The sequence below is a fragment of the Streptomyces omiyaensis genome, from assembly GCF_014650895.1.
Taxonomy (GTDB): domain Bacteria; phylum Actinomycetota; class Actinomycetes; order Streptomycetales; family Streptomycetaceae; genus Streptomyces; species Streptomyces omiyaensis.
This window is the reverse complement of the sequence record NZ_BMVV01000008.1, coordinates 33517-49998: the sequence shown is the minus strand read 5'-3', so window position 1 is coordinate 49998 and position 16482 is coordinate 33517. Positions and strand designations below refer to the sequence as shown.

Annotated in this window: 18 protein-coding genes; 8 read left to right on the top strand and 10 right to left on the bottom strand. The window is 76.7% G+C overall.

Annotation, left to right across the window (positions count from 1 at the left end; translation table 11 throughout):
- The first annotated feature begins 23 nt into the window (after nt 1–23).
- From IE287_RS15270 to IE287_RS15260, 3 genes are read left to right on the top strand one after another with little or no spacing between them, the layout of a single operon-like run.
- Complete coding sequence (locus IE287_RS15270) at nt 24–491, top strand: hypothetical protein (protein ID WP_189849593.1); 468 nt, start codon at nt 24–26, stop codon at nt 489–491.
- Complete coding sequence (locus IE287_RS15265) at nt 479–3070, top strand: ABC transporter permease subunit (protein ID WP_189849592.1); 2592 nt, start codon at nt 479–481, stop codon at nt 3068–3070. Before IE287_RS15270 ends, IE287_RS15265 begins: the two co-directional genes overlap by 13 nt.
- Nucleotides 3067–3714: an ATP-binding cassette domain-containing protein gene (locus tag IE287_RS15260; RefSeq protein ID WP_189849591.1), complete on the top strand. Its 648-nt coding sequence runs from the start codon at nt 3067–3069 to the stop codon at nt 3712–3714. The genes IE287_RS15265 and IE287_RS15260 overlap by 4 nt, the downstream gene beginning before the upstream one ends.
- 4 nt (nt 3715–3718) lie before the next feature.
- Here IE287_RS15260 and IE287_RS15255 read toward each other — a convergent pair whose 3' ends face one another.
- Nucleotides 3719–4459, bottom strand: coding sequence for a LysM peptidoglycan-binding domain-containing protein (locus tag IE287_RS15255; RefSeq protein WP_189849590.1), 741 nt, complete (start codon nt 4457–4459; stop codon nt 3719–3721).
- A gap of 238 nt (nt 4460–4697) precedes the next feature.
- Here IE287_RS15255 and IE287_RS15250 point away from each other — a divergent pair, with 238 nt between their 5' ends.
- Complete coding sequence (locus IE287_RS15250) at nt 4698–5480, top strand: DUF8842 C-terminal domain-containing protein (RefSeq protein WP_189849589.1); 783 nt, start codon at nt 4698–4700, stop codon at nt 5478–5480.
- Nucleotides 5481–5659: 179 nt separating this feature from the next.
- Nucleotides 5660–5938, top strand: coding sequence for a hypothetical protein (locus IE287_RS15245; protein ID WP_308436868.1), 279 nt, complete (start codon nt 5660–5662; stop codon nt 5936–5938).
- A gap of 79 nt (nt 5939–6017) precedes the next feature.
- Here IE287_RS15245 and der read toward each other — a convergent pair whose 3' ends face one another.
- The 5 genes from der to IE287_RS15220 all read right to left on the bottom strand — a co-directional run bounded on the left by der (nt 6018) and on the right by IE287_RS15220 (nt 10856).
- Nucleotides 6018–7466 (bottom strand): ribosome biogenesis GTPase Der, encoded by a 1449-nt coding sequence (gene der / locus IE287_RS15240; protein WP_189849587.1) that lies wholly within the window; start codon nt 7464–7466, stop codon nt 6018–6020.
- A gap of 77 nt (nt 7467–7543) precedes the next feature.
- Entirely contained in the window at nt 7544–8131 is a 588-nt protein-coding gene (locus IE287_RS15235; RefSeq protein WP_189849839.1) for a lysophospholipid acyltransferase family protein, read from the bottom strand.
- A 53-nt stretch (nt 8132–8184) separates the two neighbouring features.
- Complete coding sequence (gene cmk, locus IE287_RS15230; RefSeq protein WP_189849586.1) at nt 8185–8859, bottom strand: (d)CMP kinase; 675 nt, start codon at nt 8857–8859, stop codon at nt 8185–8187.
- A 302-nt stretch (nt 8860–9161) separates the two neighbouring features.
- On the bottom strand, nt 9162–10250 hold the full coding sequence (locus tag IE287_RS15225; RefSeq protein WP_189849585.1) for a prephenate dehydrogenase: 1089 nt from the start codon (nt 10248–10250) through the stop codon (nt 9162–9164).
- 153 nt (nt 10251–10403) lie between these two features.
- Nucleotides 10404–10856: a YidB family protein gene (locus tag IE287_RS15220; protein ID WP_189849584.1), complete on the bottom strand. Its 453-nt coding sequence runs from the start codon at nt 10854–10856 to the stop codon at nt 10404–10406.
- A gap of 113 nt (nt 10857–10969) precedes the next feature.
- Between IE287_RS15220 and IE287_RS15215 the strand changes: the two genes are divergently transcribed.
- The 3 genes from IE287_RS15215 to IE287_RS15205 are packed head-to-tail and all read left to right on the top strand — an operon-like array spanning nt 10970 to nt 12624.
- Entirely contained in the window at nt 10970–11314 is a 345-nt protein-coding gene (locus tag IE287_RS15215; RefSeq protein WP_189849583.1) for a DUF952 domain-containing protein, read from the top strand.
- Nucleotides 11315–11369: 55 nt separating this feature from the next.
- Complete coding sequence (locus tag IE287_RS15210) at nt 11370–11855, top strand: Rieske (2Fe-2S) protein (protein ID WP_189849582.1); 486 nt, start codon at nt 11370–11372, stop codon at nt 11853–11855.
- Between the two features lie 16 nt (nt 11856–11871).
- Nucleotides 11872–12624 carry a nucleotidyltransferase domain-containing protein gene (locus IE287_RS15205; protein WP_189849838.1) on the top strand — a complete coding sequence of 251 codons (753 nt, stop codon included), beginning with the start codon at nt 11872–11874 and terminating at the stop codon, nt 12622–12624.
- Here the strand turns inward: IE287_RS15205 and IE287_RS15200 are convergent.
- The 4 genes from IE287_RS15200 to IE287_RS15185 are packed head-to-tail and all read right to left on the bottom strand — an operon-like array spanning nt 12541 to nt 16136.
- A complete protein-coding gene (locus tag IE287_RS15200) occupies nt 12541–13311 on the bottom strand; it encodes a nucleotidyltransferase domain-containing protein (protein WP_189849581.1) in 771 nt (256 codons plus the stop codon). The two genes, IE287_RS15205 and IE287_RS15200, sit on opposite strands and share 84 nt — an antisense overlap.
- Before the next feature lie 25 nt (nt 13312–13336).
- Complete coding sequence (locus IE287_RS15195; protein ID WP_189849580.1) at nt 13337–14338, bottom strand: ADP-ribosylglycohydrolase family protein; 1002 nt, start codon at nt 14336–14338, stop codon at nt 13337–13339.
- The gene (locus tag IE287_RS15190) at nt 14335–15063 is read right to left on the bottom strand and encodes an NUDIX hydrolase (RefSeq protein WP_189849579.1); all 729 of its coding nucleotides are present in this window, start codon (nt 15061–15063) and stop codon (nt 14335–14337) included. Before IE287_RS15190 ends, IE287_RS15195 begins: the two co-directional genes overlap by 4 nt.
- Nucleotides 15060–16136 (bottom strand): AAA family ATPase, encoded by a 1077-nt coding sequence (locus tag IE287_RS15185; protein ID WP_189849578.1) that lies wholly within the window; start codon nt 16134–16136, stop codon nt 15060–15062. The genes IE287_RS15190 and IE287_RS15185 overlap by 4 nt, the downstream gene beginning before the upstream one ends.
- Nucleotides 16137–16482: the final 346 nt, after the last annotated feature.

Below are 16482 nucleotides of genomic sequence, written 5' to 3'. Positions count from 1 at the left end.
AGAGCGGCGAGCGGAGGCGCTTCGTGCCGACGGCGCGGTTCCTGCTGTGGGGCGGCCTGGTGGCGGCCGCCGGGGGCGCGGTGCTCTGCGTCCTCGGCTGGTACGGGATCTCCGGCGAGCGTTTCGCCGAGCGCCAGCTGCCCTATCTGGCCTCGTGCACCGTGCCGGGGGCGGCGCTGGTGGTGGCGGGCGCGGTGCTGCTCGCGGCGGCGGCCCGCACCGGCTCCCCGGCCCCCGGCTCCGCCCCCGCCCCCGCCCCCGGCCCCGGCTCCGGCTCCGGCTCCGGTACGGAACCGGGTGCCCCCGGCACGGAGGCGGACCCGGCCGGGCCTCCCCCGCCCTCCTCCGGCGGCCCGCCGCTCCGCGTCCCCGGCGGCACCCTGGCGCACCGCCCCGACTGCCCGCTGGTCGCGGGGCGGACGGAGGCGGAGCCGGCCGCCGGGGACCCGGGGCTCGCGCCCTGCCCGGTGTGTGAACCGTGGCCTCCCTGACGTACGAGCTGACGCTCGCCGGCCTCGCGGTCGGCGGCGCGGCGGCGCTCACCGGCATCGGCCTGATCGTCACCCACCGGGCGACCGGGGTGCTGAACCTGGCGCACGGCGCCGTCGCCATGGTCTGCGCGTACGCGCTCCGCCAGCTCGTGGTCGTGTGGGGATGGCCGCTGTGGCCGGCCGCCCTGGTCACGCTCCTCGTCCTCGCGCCCGCCCTCGGCCTCCTCCTCGACCGGGGCGTCTTCCGCCCGCTGGCCCGGTCCGGCGCCGACCCGGCCCGCACCCTGGTCGCCTCGACCGGCGTCTTCGTGCTGCTCGTCGGGGCGGCGGTGCTGCTCTGGGGCGGCGGGGCCCGGGACGACGCGCCGGTGCTGCTCGGCGACGACCCGTGGCTCCAGCTCGCCGCGGTGCCGGCGGTGGCCTGCCTGGTGACGGCGGTGACCCGGTGGACCCGCTTCGGCCGGGAGCTGCGGGCCGTGGTCGACAACCGTCCGCTCGCGGTCCTCTCCGGGGTGGACGCGGACCGGATCGCCGCGGCCGGCTGGGCCTTCGGCGCCTTCACCGCCGGGCTGACGGGCGTGCTCCTCGCGCCGTACGTCCGGCTCGACCCGTACGGGCTGCCGCTGCTCGTGGTGGAGGTGATGGCGGTCGCCGTCATCGCCCGGATGCGGTCGCTGCCGGTCGCGATCGGCGCCGCGCTGGCCGTCGGGGTGACCCAGGCCCAGCTGACCCGCCTCCATCCGGAGGGCTGGGCGGAGCCGCTGGTCCGGGCGGTGGGGGCGAACCTGTTCGTGATCGCGCTGCTGGTCGCCGCCCTGGTCCTGCCGGGCATCGGCGGCAAGGGCGGCGACGTGCTGCCGCCGGCGCCCCGCGCGGGCCGCGTCCCGCCGGGCGTGTGGGCGCTCGCCGCCGGATGCCTCCTGCTGCCCCCGGCCGTCGCCGGACCCGACCTGCGCACGGCGGTGCGGGTCCCGGCCCTGGCGATCGTCCTCCTCTCGCTGGTGGTGGTCACCGGCCGCGCGGGCCAGATCGCCCTGGGGCAGGCCGCCTACGCGGGCCTCGGCGCCCTCTTCACCGCCCTGCTCGCGGCGGCCGGCCTGCCGGTCCTCGCGGCGCTGGCGCTCGCGGTGCCGCTGACCGGCGCGGCGGGCCTGCTGACCGCCTGGCCGGCGATCCGCCGCCACGGTCTCGCCCTGGCCCTCGCGACCCTCGCGGTGGGCGTGGCGGTGAGCCGCCTCGTCCTGACCCAGCCCTACGCGACGGCGGGCCTGGCCGCCCCGGCCCGCCCGGCGGGCTTCACCACCGACCGGGCCTACTACCTCCTGGAGCTGCTCCTCCTCGCGGCCGCCCTGCTCCTGGTGGCGGCCCTGCGCCGGGGCCGCACGGGCCGCGCGCTGGCGGCGCTGCGCGACCACGAGCCCGCCGCGGAGGCCGCCGGCGTCGCGGCGACCGCCCACAAACTGCTGGCCTTCGCCCTGGCCGCGGCTCTGGCGGGGCTGGGCGGCGGCCTGCTCACGACGGGCGTCCAGGCCTTCGACCCGACCGCCTTCGACCCGCTGCGGGGCCTGCTGTGGTTCGCCGCGGTGGTGGTCCTCGGCGCCGACCACCTCCTCACCCCCCTCCTGGCCGCCCCCCTCCTGACGGCCCTGGACGCGGCCGGCCCGGCCGGCGCGGCGGCGGTGGTGATCGGCCTCCTCGCCGCCCGGGTGGGCAGGATCCCGCCCCTGACCCCGCTCCTCGTGCCCGGCGACCGCCCCGGGCCGCCCGGCCCCGCCGGCGCGCCGGCGGGCGCGGGGACCGCCCCGCCCGCCCGCGTCCCGGCCCTCGCCCCGCCCGCCCGCGGGGACGGGGCTGACGGGGCGGACGGATCCGGTGGAGCCTGCGGAGCCGAGGGATCCGGCAGGGCCGACGCGCGCGGCCGCCCGGCCGCCCGGCTCGTCGCCGAGGGCCTGTGGTTCACCCACCGCGGCGGGGTCACCGCCCTCCGGGACGTCACGCTCGCGCTCCCGGCCGGCCGGGTCACCGCGGTGGTCGGGCCGAACGGCGCCGGGAAGAGCACCCTCTTCGACTGCCTGGCCGGCGCGGCACGGCCACGCCGCGGCCGGGTCCTGCTCGACGGCGGCGACGTCACGGGCCGCCCCGCGCACGTCCGGGCCCGGCTCGGGATCGCCCGCACCTTCCAGCAGCCGGCCCTCTTCGCCTCCCTGAGCGTGGAGGAGAACGTCCGCGTCGGCGCCGAGCGGGGCCGCCGGCGCGACCGCCCCGCCGCCGCGACCGAACGCGCCCTCCTCCTGACGGGCCTCGCCGGACCCGTGCGGTCGCGGCTCACCGCGGGGCTGCCGACCGGCACCCTGCGCCGGGTCGAGCTGGCCCGGGCGCTGGCGGGCGATCCGCACACCCTGCTCCTGGACGAACCGGCCGCCGGCCTCGACGCGGCCGAGGCGGCGGCCCTCTCCCGGCTGCTGGCGGCGCTCGCCGCCGACGGCCTGACGGTGCTGGTGGTGGAGCACGACCCGGACCCGGTCGCGGCCGCCGCCCGGACCGTCCGCACGATGGACGGCGGGCGGCTGCGGCCATGAGCCCGGAGATGGAGCTGCGCGGCGCCCGGGTCCGCTACGGCCCCCTGGAGGCCCTGCACGGCCTGGACCTGCCGGTCCCCGCGGGCACGGTCACCGTCCTGACCGGCCGGAACGGCGCGGGCCGCAGCACGGCGCTGCGCGCGCTGGCCGGGACGGTGCGGCTCGACGGGGGCCGGGTCCTGTGGCGCGGCGAGGACGTGACCGGGCTGCCGCCGCACGAGCGGGCCCTTCGCGGGCTCTGCCTCGTACCGGACCGGGGGGCGGTGTACGAGGGCCTGACCGTCGCCGAGAACCTGGCGCTCGCGGGACCGGACGCCCCGCCCCCGTACCCCGCGCTCGTCCCGCTGCTGTCCCGGACGGCGGGGACCCTGTCCGGCGGGGAGCGGCGGATGCTGGCGGTCTCCCGGGCCCTGCTGCGCCCCGCTCGGGTGGTGCTGGTGGACGAGCCGTCGCTGGGCATGGCGCCGCCGGTCGCGGCCCGGACCTACGCTCTGCTCGCCGCGCTCGCCGTGCGGGACGGCGCGGCGGTGGTGCTGGCCGAGCAGCGGGTGCCGGCCGGTCTGCCGCCCGGCACCCTGCTGCACGAGCTCCGGCGCGGGAGCCGCGTGTTCAGCGGCGAGGCGGCGGAGCGGCGGGAGGCCTGACGGGTCAGAGCGGGGCGATCCGCAGCATCGTGCCGACGTACAGGCGGTTCGGGTCGGGCCCGATGACGCTCCTGTTGGCCTCGTACAGGCGCTGCCAGCCGCCCTTCACGGAGAAGCGGCGGGCGATGGAGCCGAGGGTGTCGCCGCGCTGGACCGTGTGGACGCGGCCGCTGAGCCCGTACCGCTTGGAGCAGACCGGCCAGGCGCCCCAGCCCTGCACCCGCAGGACGTCCTCGGCGACGGTGATCTGCTGCTGCCGGGTGGCGAGGTCGGCGCGGCGGGCGTACTTCAGGCCGCCGTACTCGATCCAGGTCGGCTGCCAGAACTGGAGCCCGCCGTAGTAGCCGTTGCCGGTGTTCACGTTCCAGCGCCCGCTGCTCTCGCACTCGGCGACACAGCCCCACGGCCACTGGTCCTTCGCGCAGGCGTACGCGGGGACGCCCGCCGGTCCCGCCGACGGCGGCGGGGGCACGGCGCCGGCCCCGGCACCGGCCGCGCCCTGCGCGGCCGCCACGGCGGCCGCGGCGGCGGCGAGCGCGTCGGCCGCCGCCCCGGCCCCGGCCCCGGCCACCACCTCCGGCAGCACGGGCGACGCCGGGACCGCGGGGGCGCCGGGCGCCCCGGCGGTCCCGGGACCGTCGTCGCCGGGCGCGGCCGCGGCGACGGGCGCCTGGTGGAGGGCGAGCAGCGCCGCCGCGGAGGCCGCCGCGAGCGAGCCGGCTGTCCAAAATCGGATCATCGACATCGCCGCAGGCTAGGTCGGTCCCCCGGGCCCCCGGTCCGTGCCGCGCGGAACGCTGTTCACTTCCCACCCGGTCGGAGTCACCCGGCGCCCCGCCCGCGTCCGGCCCGCCTCCCCGCGGACCGGTGGCAACTTGCCCCCCTTCCGCGCGTGACCCCGCCCGCGCCTGACCCGTTGAACTCGGCATGAGACGCCCGGGAAAGGCCCGGGGTCCGTCCGTACCGAATCCAGGGAGCCCTCCGTGCCGCGCATGCTCGACGTCAGCGAGGACGTACGCGCCGAGATCGGCGACGAAGAAGCCGACCGGCTGCTCACCGGCGACAACGCCCCGGGCAGCTACGACTGCACCTCCTGCCGCACGCCGGGCGACTCCGAGCAGGAGCGCACCAGCACGGTCCTGTTCGTCGGCGAGGAGACCGCGGTCCTGGCGTTCGCCCACGCCACCTGCATCCCGTCGCAGGTGGTCCGGGTCGCCGAGGACCAGCTCCAGGGCGCCGTCGCCTCCATCACGGCCGCCGACGCCGCCGACGCGTTCACCGCCGCCCACCCCGAGCAGGCCGTGCTCGGCGTCACCAGCGGCCTCGTCCTGATCGACGGCGAACTGCACCCGGCGCTGGTCGTGGAGCCGACCGCGCCGGTGGCCCGGCCCGGTTCGGGCGGGCTCACCGACGAGTTCCTGTCCCTCCTCGCGGAGCAGGGCTTCCACCCGGTCGCCGACCTGAACACCCGGCCGGCCGCGCTGCCCGGCTGGTCGGTCCTGGTCGCCATGGGCCAGCTCCACTCGGTGCTCCAGCCCGGCGCCGGCGGCGCAGGCCAGACCGCCTGGTGGCAGGCGCACCAGCCGCTCCAGGTCACCGAGGGATGGCGCGCGGCGGCCAACAAGTCGCACACCGTGCTCGTCTTCGCCGCCCCCGTCGGCTCCATCGGCCAGCAGCCCCGCGAGGACCTGCTCCGCGACGCCCTGGAGAAGGCCGCGGCCAACGGGCGCCTGGTCGCCGCCGCGATGCCGCTGGCCGGCACCTGATGGACGACGGGCGTCCGGGGATAGGGCCGGCGCGCCCGTCACGGGTGCCGGCCGTGCCGCGCCCCCGGCGGGCCCCTCTTTCGGAGAGCCGCCCGCATCCGACGGTCGGCGGGGTCGTTGGCACCTACGTGCACGCATACGAGCCCTTCCCCCCGCCGTATCCGAGTCCGATCCCCGCCATGCGCCCCGCGCCGGACCTTCCGGCCGGGCACTCGGCGACGCCGATCTTCGACGCCCTGTACTCGGAGTACCTGCGGTCCTTCCGTACGCTTCCGGGCGACCGCAGCGGCGAGGAGGGGCTGGCGTTCCGGGCCTTCGGCACGGCCCGCGGCACGGGCCTCTCGGGCTTCCCCGGGGGCCCGCACCCCCCGCAGGGGACGTACCCCCCGCCGGCCTGGCCGGCGCAGCAGCACCCCCCGCAGGCGGCACTGCCGCCGGGGCCGCGCAGGAGCCTCTGAGCGGGCGGGGCCACGGAGAACGGCCGAGGGCCGGAGTCGCGCGGTGCGACTCCGGCCCTCGGCCGTCACCCGGCTCGGGTCACTTCTTCCTGCCGCGCTTCTCGCGGACGCGGACCGAGATGTGGATCGGGGTGCCCTCGAAGCCGAACTCCTCGCGCAGCCGGCGCTCGATGAAGCGGCGGTAGCCGGCCTCCAGGAAGCCGGAGGCGAAGAGCACGAACCGCGGCGGCTTGGTGCCGGCCTGGGTGCCGAAGAGGATGCGGGGCTGCTTGCCGCCGCGGATCGGGTGCGGGTGGGCGGCGACCAGCTCGCCGAGGAAGGCGTTGAGCCGGCCGGTGGGGATGCGGGTCTCCCAGCCGGCGAGGGCGGTCTCGATCGCCGGGACCAGCTTCTCCATGTGGCGCCCGGTCTTCGCGGAGACGTTGACCCGGGGCGCCCAGGAGACTTGCTGCATCTCGGTCTCGATCTCGCGCTCCAGGTAGTAGCGGCGCTCCTCGTCGAGCTCGTCCCACTTGTTGTAGGCGATGACGACGGCGCGGCCGGACTCGACGGCCATCGTGATGATCCGCTGGTCCTGGACCGAGATGTTGTCGGTGGTGTCGATGAGGATGACCGCGACCTCGGCCTTCTCGACGGCGGCGGCCGTGCGGAGGGAGGCGTAGTAGTCGGCGCCGGCCTGGAGGTGGACCTTCTTGCGGATGCCCGCGGTGTCGACGAACTTCCACGTCACGCCGCCGAGCTCGATGAGCTCGTCGACCGGGTCACGGGTGGTGCCGGCCAGTTCGTTGACGACCACGCGGTCCTCGCCGGCGACCTTGTTGAGCAGGGAGGACTTGCCGACGTTGGGGCGGCCGATGAGGGCGATGCGGCGGGGACCGCCGACGGCCTTGCCGAAGGTCTGCTCGGGGGCCTCGGGCAGCTTCCGCAGGACCTCGTCGAGGAGGTCGCCGGTGCCGCGGCCGTGGAGCGAGGAGACCGGGAACGGCTCGCCGAGGCCCAGCGACCAGAGCGTGGCCGCGTCGGCCTCGCCGGACTGGCCGTCGACCTTGTTGGCGGCGAGGACCACCGGCTTGCCCGCGCGGCGGAGCAGCTTGACGACGGCCTCGTCGGTGTCGGTGGCGCCGACGGTGGCGTCCACGACGAAGAGGCAGGCGTCGGCGGCCTCGATGGCGTACTCGGCCTGGGTGGCGACGGAGGCGTCGATGCCGAGGACGTCCTGCTCCCAGCCGCCGGTGTCGACGACCTTGAAGCGGCGGCCGGCCCATTCGGCCTCGTAGGTGACGCGGTCGCGGGTGACGCCCGGCTTGTCCTCGACGACCGCCTCGCGGCGCCCGATGATGCGGTTCACCAGGGTCGACTTGCCGACGTTCGGACGGCCGACGACGGCGAGGACGGGGAGCGGGCCGTGACCGGCCTCCTCGATCGCCTCCTCGACGTCCTCGGCGTCGAAGCCCTCTTCCGCGGCGAGCTCCATGAACTCCGCGTACTCGGCGTCGCCAAGTGCCCCGTGGTCGTGCTGGTCGTTCATGAAGTCCGTTCCTTGATCATTCGTGGTCGGTGGTCCCGTCCGGCCGGAGCCGTGGGGGCCACTACTGAGAGTGTCGCTCAGCGCCCGGTGAGACGCCTGGCGTTTTTCAGGTGGTCGGTGAGGTGCTCCTGGATCCGGAGCGTGGCCTCGTCCAGCGCCTTGCGGGTGCGCCGGCCGCTGCCGTCGCCGGCTTCGAAGGGGTCTCCGAAGACGACGTCCACCCGGCTGCGGAGGGCCGGAAGCCCCTTCACCAGCCGGCCGGGCCGGTCGGTGCTGCCCAGCACCGCGACCGGGACGATCGGGGCGCCGCTGCGGACCGCGAAGTAGGCGAGGCCGGCGCGGAGCGAGGCGAAGTCGCCCTCTCCCCGGGTGCCCTCGGGGAAGATCCCGAGGACGCCGCCCTGCTCCAGCACGCCCAGCGCGTCGCCGATCGCCTTCCGGTCGGTGGAGTCCCGGTCGACCTTGAGCTGCCCGATGCCCTCCAGGAAGCCGCCCAGCGGCCCGACGAACGCCTCCTTCTTGATCAGGAAGTGGATCGGGCGCGGGGCGGTGCCCATGAGCATGGGGCCGTCGATGTTGTGCGCGTGGTTGACCGCGAGGATGACGGGGCCGGAGGCCGGGACCCGCCAGGCGCCGAGGACGCGCGGCTTCCAGAAGCCGTACATCAGCCCGATGCCGATGCGGCGGCCGACGGCGGCCCCCTGCGCGGAGGGTCCGGTCACTTGCCGCCCGCCCGCTTCTCCTCCACCAGGGTGACGACGCACTCGATGACCTGGTCGAGGGTGAGCTCGGTGGTGTCGACCTCGACGGCGTCACCGGCCTTGGCGAGCGGGGAGGTCTTGCGGCTGGAGTCCGCCGCGTCCCGCTTGACCAGGGCCTCCTGGGTCGCCCGCACGTCGGCGCCCTTGAGCTCGCCGGAGCGGCGGGCGGCGCGGGCCTCGGGCGAGGCGGTGAGGAAGACCTTGAGGTCGGCGTCGGGGAGGACCGTCGTGCCGATGTCCCGGCCCTCCACCACGATGCCGTGCTCGGCCTCGCGGGCGATCGTCCGCTGGAGCTCGGTGATGAGCGCGCGGACCTCGGGGACGGCGCTGACCGCGCTGACCTTGGAGGTGACGGCCTCCGTCCGGATCGGGCCGGAGGCGTCGACGCCGTCGACCGTGATGGTCGGCCGGGACGGGTCCGTGCCGGAGACGATGACGGGCTTGCCGGCGGCGTCGGCCACGGCGTCGGCGTCGTGGACGTCCACCCCGTTGCCGATCATCCACCAGGTGATCGCCCGGTACTGGGCGCCCGTGTCCAGGTAGCTCAGCCCCAGCTTGGCGGCGACCGCCTTCGAGGTGCTCGACTTTCCCGTGCCGGAGGGGCCGTCGATGGCGACGATCACGGATTCCACGGTGAGGGTGACCTTCCTGGGTGGGTGGCGGTCCCGGCGGCAGCCCGGAACCCCTACAAGGTTACCGAGTCCCCACCCCCCTCCGGCCCCCGCGCTTCCCCCGCCCCCGCCCGGTCCGCGGCGCCGCGCCCGCCGTTCCGTTGCGGGCGTGCGTTCCGCCGGGGCGATGGGGCCCCTGCGGGACGCCTGCCCACACGGGGTGCGGCACGGGACGCCGTCGCCGCGGGGAACGGGGCCCCGTCCCGCCGGGCGCGGGCGCACGGAAGGTGCGGCACAGGGCCCCGTGCCGACGGGTGCGGAGGTCAGGGGGTGCGGAGGGACCAGCCCTGGGACTGGAGGGAGTGGGAGAGGGCGGGGGCGGCCTGCGGGTCGACCATGAGCTGCACGAGCCCCGCCTGCTGCCCGGTCGCGTGCTCGATGCGCACGTCCTCGATGTTGACCCCCGCACGCCCCGCGTCCGCGAAGATCCGGGCGAGCTCCCCCGGCCGGTCGCTGATGAGCACCGCGACGGTCTCGTACGCGGCCGGCGCCGCGCCGTGCTTGCCCGGAACCCGCGCCCGCCCGGCGTTCCCGCGCCGCAGCACGTCCTCGACCCCCTCGGCGCCGTCCCGCCGCTTCTCCTCGTCCTCGGACTGGAGCGACCGGAGCGCGCGGACGGTCTCGTCGAGGTCGGCGGCGACGCCGGAGAGGACGTCGGCGACCGGTCCGGGGTTGGCGGAGAGGATCTCGATCCACATGCGCGGGTCGGACGCGGCGATCCGGGTGACGTCCCGGATGCCCTGTCCGCAGAGCCGTACGGCCGACTCCTCCGCCTCCTCCAGCCGGGCCGCGACCATCGAGGAGACCAGCTGGGGGGTGTGGGAGACGAGCGCGACGGCGCGGTCGTGCGCGTCGGCGTCCATCACGACGGGCACGGCGCGGCAGAGCGCGACGAGCTCCAGCGCCAGGTTGAGGACCTCGGTGTCGGTGGTCCGGGTCGGGGTGAGCACCCAGGGCCGGCCCTCGAAGAGGTCGGCGGTGGCGGCGAGCGGGCCCGAGCGCTCCTTGCCGGACATCGGGTGGCTGCCGATGTACGGCGTGAGGTCGAGGCCCATCGCCTCCAGCTCCCGCTGCGGCCCGCCCTTGACGCTGGCGACGTCGAGGTAGCCGCGGGCGGCCCCCGCGCGCATGGCCTCGGCGAGCGCGGCGGCGACGTGCGCCGGCGGCACGGCGACGATGGCGAGGTCGACCCGCCCCTCGGGTTCGGCGTCGGTTCCCGCGCCGAGCGCGGCGGCGGTCCGGGCGCTCGCCGGGTCGTGGTCGCGCAGGTGGACCGTGACGCCCCGGCCGGCGAGGGCGAGGGCGGCGGAGGTGCCGATCAGTCCGGTTCCGATGACGAGCGCTGTTCTCACGGGGGTGTCCTTGGGGCGCGGGGGTTCGTGGGGCTGGGCCCTTGCCCGTTGCGCGCAACGGGCAAGGGCCCAGCCTAGTCAGCCCCTTCGGGCACGCGTGCGTGCGCCCGCCTCACGAGACGGGCGCACGCGGGAAGGGCGGCAGGCGACCGCTCAGAGCTTCTGTGCCCGGATGATGTCCTCCAGCGATCCGCCCTGCGGCAGCGCTCCGCCGGGGCTCAGCTTGTCGACGGCCTGCGGCAGCGACTGCGCGATCCGGTCGGCGGCCTGCTCCGGGGTGACCCCCGCCTCCTGGGCGACCTTCCGGAGGGTGTCGTCGGGGAGCGCCTGGGCGATCTGGGCGCCGTCGACGGGCTTGTTCTCGCCGGTGCCGATCCAGGACTGGGCCTGGTCGGCGAGGCCGGACCTGGCGAGCAGGTCGAGGAGGCCGCCGAGCGGGTTCTGTCCCCCGGCGGCGCCCGCGGCGGTGCCCGCGCCGCCGCTCTGGCCGCCGCCGGCGAGCGCGCCGAGGAGGGAGCCCAGGATGCCGCCGGCGCCTCCGCCGCCCTGGCCGCCGCCCCCGCCGAGCAGGGAGCCGAGGAGACTGCCGAGATCGTTACCCGCCATGGTTCTGCCTTTCGTCCGGTGAGGGCCCGCTGGGGGCCTCCTCAATCTCACCCAGACGGTGACGTTCCGCCACCCGGAGTAGGCGGGGCCGGGCGAGCGGGTAGAAAGGGCGGATGCTGCTCCACCTGATCCCCTTCGACGAGTGGTCCGCGTGGTCCGCGGACCCCGCTCTCCCCTATGCCCCGCCGTCGCTCGCCGCGGAGGGCTTCACGCACTGCTCGCCGGACGAGCGGACGGCGCTGGCGATCGCCGACGCCCACTACCGGGACGTGCCGGGCCCGCTCCTGGTGCTGGTGATCGACGAGTCGCGGCTGTCCGGGGAGGTCCGCTGGGAGGGTTCGGAGGACCGGCTCTTCCCGCACGTGTACGGGCCGGTCGAGCGGGCCGCGGTGACCGCCGTCCTGGAGGTGCTGCGGGACCCGGACGGCCGTGCGAGGGAGTTGGCGCCCTGGGTGTAGGCCGGGCCCGGCGTGTTGCGGGACCGGCGGCGCGGCCGGCGGGAAGGTGGACCGCATGACTTCACGGACGACACCCCGCCGGACGGTCCTGCTCGCCGCGGCGGCCCTGACGACCGCGGCGACCGCCACCGGCTGCGGCTCGGACGGCGGGGAGGGCGGCGACGGCGGTACGCGGTCGGGCGTCCCGGCGACCACGGCACCCGGGGCCGCCGCCCCCTCGGACACCGCCTCCGCCTCCGCGACGGGCCCGGCCGGCACCCCGCTGGCGAGCACCTCGGAGATCCCGGTCGGCGGCGGCACGGTCTTCAAGGACCGCAAGGTGGTGGTGACGCAGCCGGTGGAGGGCGAGTTCAAGGCGTTCTCGGCGATCTGCACCCATCAGAACTGCCTGGTGAGCAAGGTGGCGGACGGCACGATCGACTGCCCCTGCCACGGTTCGCGGTTCGCCATCACCGACGGGGCGGTGGAGGCCGGGCCCGCGCCGCGGCCGCTGCCCGCCGAGGAGATCACCGTCTCCGGGGGCACGATCACCCTCGCGTAGCCTGGCCGCCATGGACATGTCCCCCGAGGCGCTGGTGCGCGAGCACACCGTCTACGCCTGTGTGATGGGCTCGCGCGCCTTCGGTCTGGCGACCGAGGACAGCGACACCGACGTGCGGGGCGTCTACCTCGCCCCGACGCCGCTCTTCTGGCTCTTCGACAAGCCCCCGGCGCACGTGGAGGGTCCCGCCCCGGAGCAGTTCAGCTGGGAGCTGGAGCGCTTCTGCGAGCTGGCGCTGCGCAACAACCCCAACGTCCTGGAGTGCCTCCACTCGCCGCTCGTCACCCACACCACCGCGTGGGGCGACGAGCTGCTCGCCCTGCGCGGCGCCTTCCTCTCCCGCCAGGCCCACGGCACCTTCGTGCGCTACGCCGGGGGCCAGCGCCGCAAGCTGGAGGCGGACGTCCGCCAGTACGGGCATCCGCGCTGGAAGCACGCCATGCACCTGCTGCGGCTGCTCTCCAGCTGCCGGGACCTGCTGCGCACCGGCGAGCTGCGGATCGAGGTGGGCGGGGACCGGGAGCGGCTGCTCGCCGTGAAGCGCGGCGAGCTCGGGTGGGCGGAGGTCGAGGCCTGGATGAACCGCCTCCAGGACGAGGCCGACGACGCGCTGGCCGTGTCCCCGCTCCCGCCGGCCCCCGACCACGCGCGCGTGCAGGACCTCCTGGTCCGCGCCCGGCGCGCCTCAGCCCTGCAGGACGTCCGGCCGGGCGCGCACGACGAGGTCGTGGAGGGCGTCACCGGCCCGGACGGAGTCCGGCAGCCCTGAGGCCGCGCGCGCCGCGTCGAGCGTGCCGTGCAGCGCCTCCACCTCGGCCCGGACGTCCTCCGCCGGGACCTCGGCGGCGCCGTGCTCGGCGGCCGTCTTCGCGGCGACCAGGTCGGGGATCCGGGCCGGGGCCTCCGGCACCTCCCCCACGAGGGTCGGCAGGTGGGCCTGGACCTCGCCGGAGCGCATGAGGTGGATGCCGGTGAGCAGCGCCCGGTAGGTGTAGAGCAGCGGCTTGAGCTCGCCGGTCCGCTCGAAGAGCCGCCACTGGGTCGCGGCGAAGCCCCGGTAGTGGTGGGCGTGGTGGCTGGTGAGCACCCCGGGCACCAGGGCGGTGAGCTCGGCGTGGACCGGGGTGGTGTGCACGACCAGCGGCGAGGTGAGCTGCTCCAGGACGTAGCCGTTGCGGCGCAGCATCAGCCGGGCGAACTTCCGCAGGTCGTGCGTGACGAGGTCCGTCTCGACGCCGTTCACGTCCCCCGTCCGGCCCCGGGTCTCCTCCGGCTCGCGGAGCCCGACCAGCGCCTCCGCGGGCAGCAGGTGGGCGCCCCGCAGGTCCACGTCGGAGTCGCGGGACGGGAAGCCGTAGAGGTGGGATCCGGAGACCGTGGCGAAGAGGAGCGGGTCCGGTTCCCCGGCCACCACGGAGGTCAGTTCGGCCGTGTGGGCGTCGAGGGTGAGCGTCATGGGGCCCAAGCCTCCCAGAGTCCGCTCACGCGTCCCAGAGCGCGCCGAGGGCCAGCAGCTCGTCCCGGTGCTCGATCCGCGCGGTCCACTCCTCCGGCCAGGCGGCGGCGCCGAGGTGGGCCCCGGCGAAGGCGCCGGCGAGGGCGGCGATCGAGTCGGAGTCGCCCCGGGTGCAGGCGGCCCGGCGCAGCGCGGTCAGCGGTTCGCCGGGGAAGAGCAGGAAGCAGAGCAGCCCGGTGGCGAGCGCCTCCTCCGCGATCCAGCCGTCGCCCGTGTACGTACAGGGGTCGAGCTCCGGGTCGGCGGTGCGCTGCACGGCGTCGAGGCGCTCCAGGACGGCGAGGCACTCGTCCCAGCCGCGCCGGACGAAGTGCAGGGCGTCGGGGTCCTGGGAGCGGGTCCACAGGTCGCCGAGCCACCGCTCGTGGTACCGGTCGCGGTTCTCATAGGCGTACGAGCGCAGCTGCCCGACGAGCCCGGTCGGGTCGACGCCCTGGGCGAGCAGCCACACGGCCCGCGCGGTGAGGTCGGAGGCGGCGAGCCCGGTGGGGTGCCCGTGGGTGAGCGCGGCCTGGAGCTGGGCGGCGCCGGCCGCGAACTCCCCGTGCACGCGCAGCAGCCCGAGGGGCGCGACCCGCATGTTGGCGCCGCAGCCCTTGGAGTCGATCTGGCTGGCGTCCTGCCAGACGCGGTCGGTCATGAGGAGCCCGCACGCCGTCAGGCAGGTGCGGCCGGGGGCCCGGTTGTTCTCGGGCGAGCGGTACCAGTCGACGAACTCCTTGCGCAGCTCGTCGGCGAACCGGTCCGGCCCGGCGACCCCGCGTTCCTGGCAGGCACGGAGCGCCCGCGCCACGGCGAGCGTCATCTGGGTGTCGTCGGTGATCTTGCCGTCCTCGGGCAGCGCGAGCTCTCGCCAGGGCCCGTACCACCTGGTGATCGTGGGGACGTCGGAGAACTCCGTGCGCCGGCCGAGGGCGTCCCCCAGCGCCAGCCCCATCAGCGTCCCCGTCGCGGCCTGCTTGGTCATGCGGTGCGTCCTTCCGGTCGGAGCAGTGGCGGGTGGAGGGCGGTGGCCCCTCCCGCCCGGTAGAGCGCGGCCGGTTTCCCCCGTCCGCCGGTGCGGCGCGGCGGTCCCTCCACGGCCTCGACGAAGCCGGGCGTGGTGAGGACCTTGCGCCGGAAGTTGGGGCGGTCCAGCGGGACGCCCCAGACCGTCTCGTACACCTGCCGGAGCTCGCCGAGGGTGAACTCGGGCGGGCAGAAGGCGGTGGCGAGGCAGGTGTACTCCAGCTTGGCGCCGACGCGTTCGCGGGCGTCGGCGAGGATCCGGCCGTGGTCGAAGGCGAGCGGCGGGACCTCGTCGTAGGGCAGCCAGCGGGCCTCGGCGGCGTCGCCGCCGCCGCGCGGCTCGGGCAGGTCGGGGACGAGCGCCGTGTACGCGACCGAGACGACCCGCATCCTCGGGTCGCGGTCCGGTTCGGTGTAGGTGCGGAGCTGTTCGAGGTGGAGGCCGGCGACGGTGGCGCCGGACAGTCCGGTCTCCTCGGCGAGCTCGCGGCGGGCGGCGGTCCCGGCGGACTCGCGGGGCAGCACGAAGCCGCCGGGGAGCGCCCAGGAGCCCGCGTACGGCTCCTGGCCGCGCTGGACGAGGAGCGCGTGCAGCCGGTCGGCGCGGACGGTGAGGACGGCGAGGTCGACGGTGACGGCGAAGGGCTCGAAGGCCCGGGGGTCGTACCCCTCGGGGATGTTCATCGTCGCTCCGGGAGGGGTTCGGTGAGGTGCGCGCCCTCGGCGAGGAGGGCGTCGACGGCGGCGACGGCGGTGGCGAGGCGTTCCTCGTGGGGGCCGGTGAGGACGGCGGTGCGGCGGCCGGTGCGGGTGAGCCGGGCGAGGAGGCGGGCGGTGGCCCAGGCCCTGAGGCCGTCCGCGTCGCCGTCCCCGGCGGGGACGCCCCGGTGGTCGGTGAGCAGCCAGAGGTGGTGGCGGCCGCGGGCGGCGACCGCGCTCGTGCCGGGGTCGGCGGTGCCGAGGCACCGCTCGTGGCGGACGGCGGCGGTGAGGGCGTCGGTGTCGCAGACGAGGACGGGCGAGCCGGCGCGGGCCGCTTCCTCCTCGCGCTCGGCCCGGTCCTGGGCCAGGACGGCGAAGTCGGCGGAGCGCGGTCCGGGGCCGGCCCCGGGCACCGGTCCGCAGCCGTACCCGGCCTTCTCCTCGTACCCGGCGCCGTCTTCGTACCGCCGCCCGCGCCCGCCTCCGGGGCCGGGGTCGGGCACGCACCGGGTGCGCGCCCAGACGCCGCCGCGCCGCCGGTAGTGGTCGGTGAGGGCGCGGGCGAGGGTGGTGGTGCCGGTGGAACCGCCGCCGAGGACGACGACCCGGCGGGTGAGGGCGGCCCGGACGGGGGCGGCCAGCCGGTCCCAGCAGCCGGCCGGGTCGGCGCGGACGGCGGCGGTGGAGACGGGGTGGACGCGGTGGCGGGGGTCGACGCGGACGGAGACGGCGCCGAGGCGGCGGGCGAGCTCGTCGCCGTAGGGCGCCGAGGTGACGACGGCGTCGACGGGTTCGCGGACGGCGGCCTCGACGGCGGCCAGGAACGCGGGGGTGCCCGGGCCGGCGAGGTCCGCCCCGAGGACCAGGGCCTCGGGGTGGAGCTCGCGCATCCAGGCGAGCCGCTCGGCCGGCGGCAGCGGGTCGGCGGCGGAGCCGAGGACGAGGACGGTGACGCGCGCGCAGCGGTCGTGGGCGGCGCGGACGAGGTGGTGGTGGCCGGCGTGCGGCGGACAGAACCTGCCGGGGACGAGGCCGTGGCCGAGGCGCGTGCTCATGCGGTCGCCTCCAGGGGCCGGAAGGTACGGGCGGGGGCGGGACCCGTCCTCCCCGCCGTCGCGGTCGCCGGCCTGGTCCACCCCCGTGGGTCCAGGTCCGCGCCCCCGGGCGGCGGGAAGGCCGGAGGACTCCTCCCCCACCCCTTTAAGAGTCACTATGACTATAAAACCGGGGAGGGCTTGCGCACAAGGCCGGAAAGCAGCCCGGGGAAGGACCGGGGACATCCGGGAGCCCCCGGAGGCGCGCGGAGAAGCCCGGAGAACCACGGGAAAGCGGGCACCCCCGGGAAAGCCGAGGGGCCCGGGAAAGCCGAGGGGCCCGTGGTCCGCGCGGATCGCGCGGGCC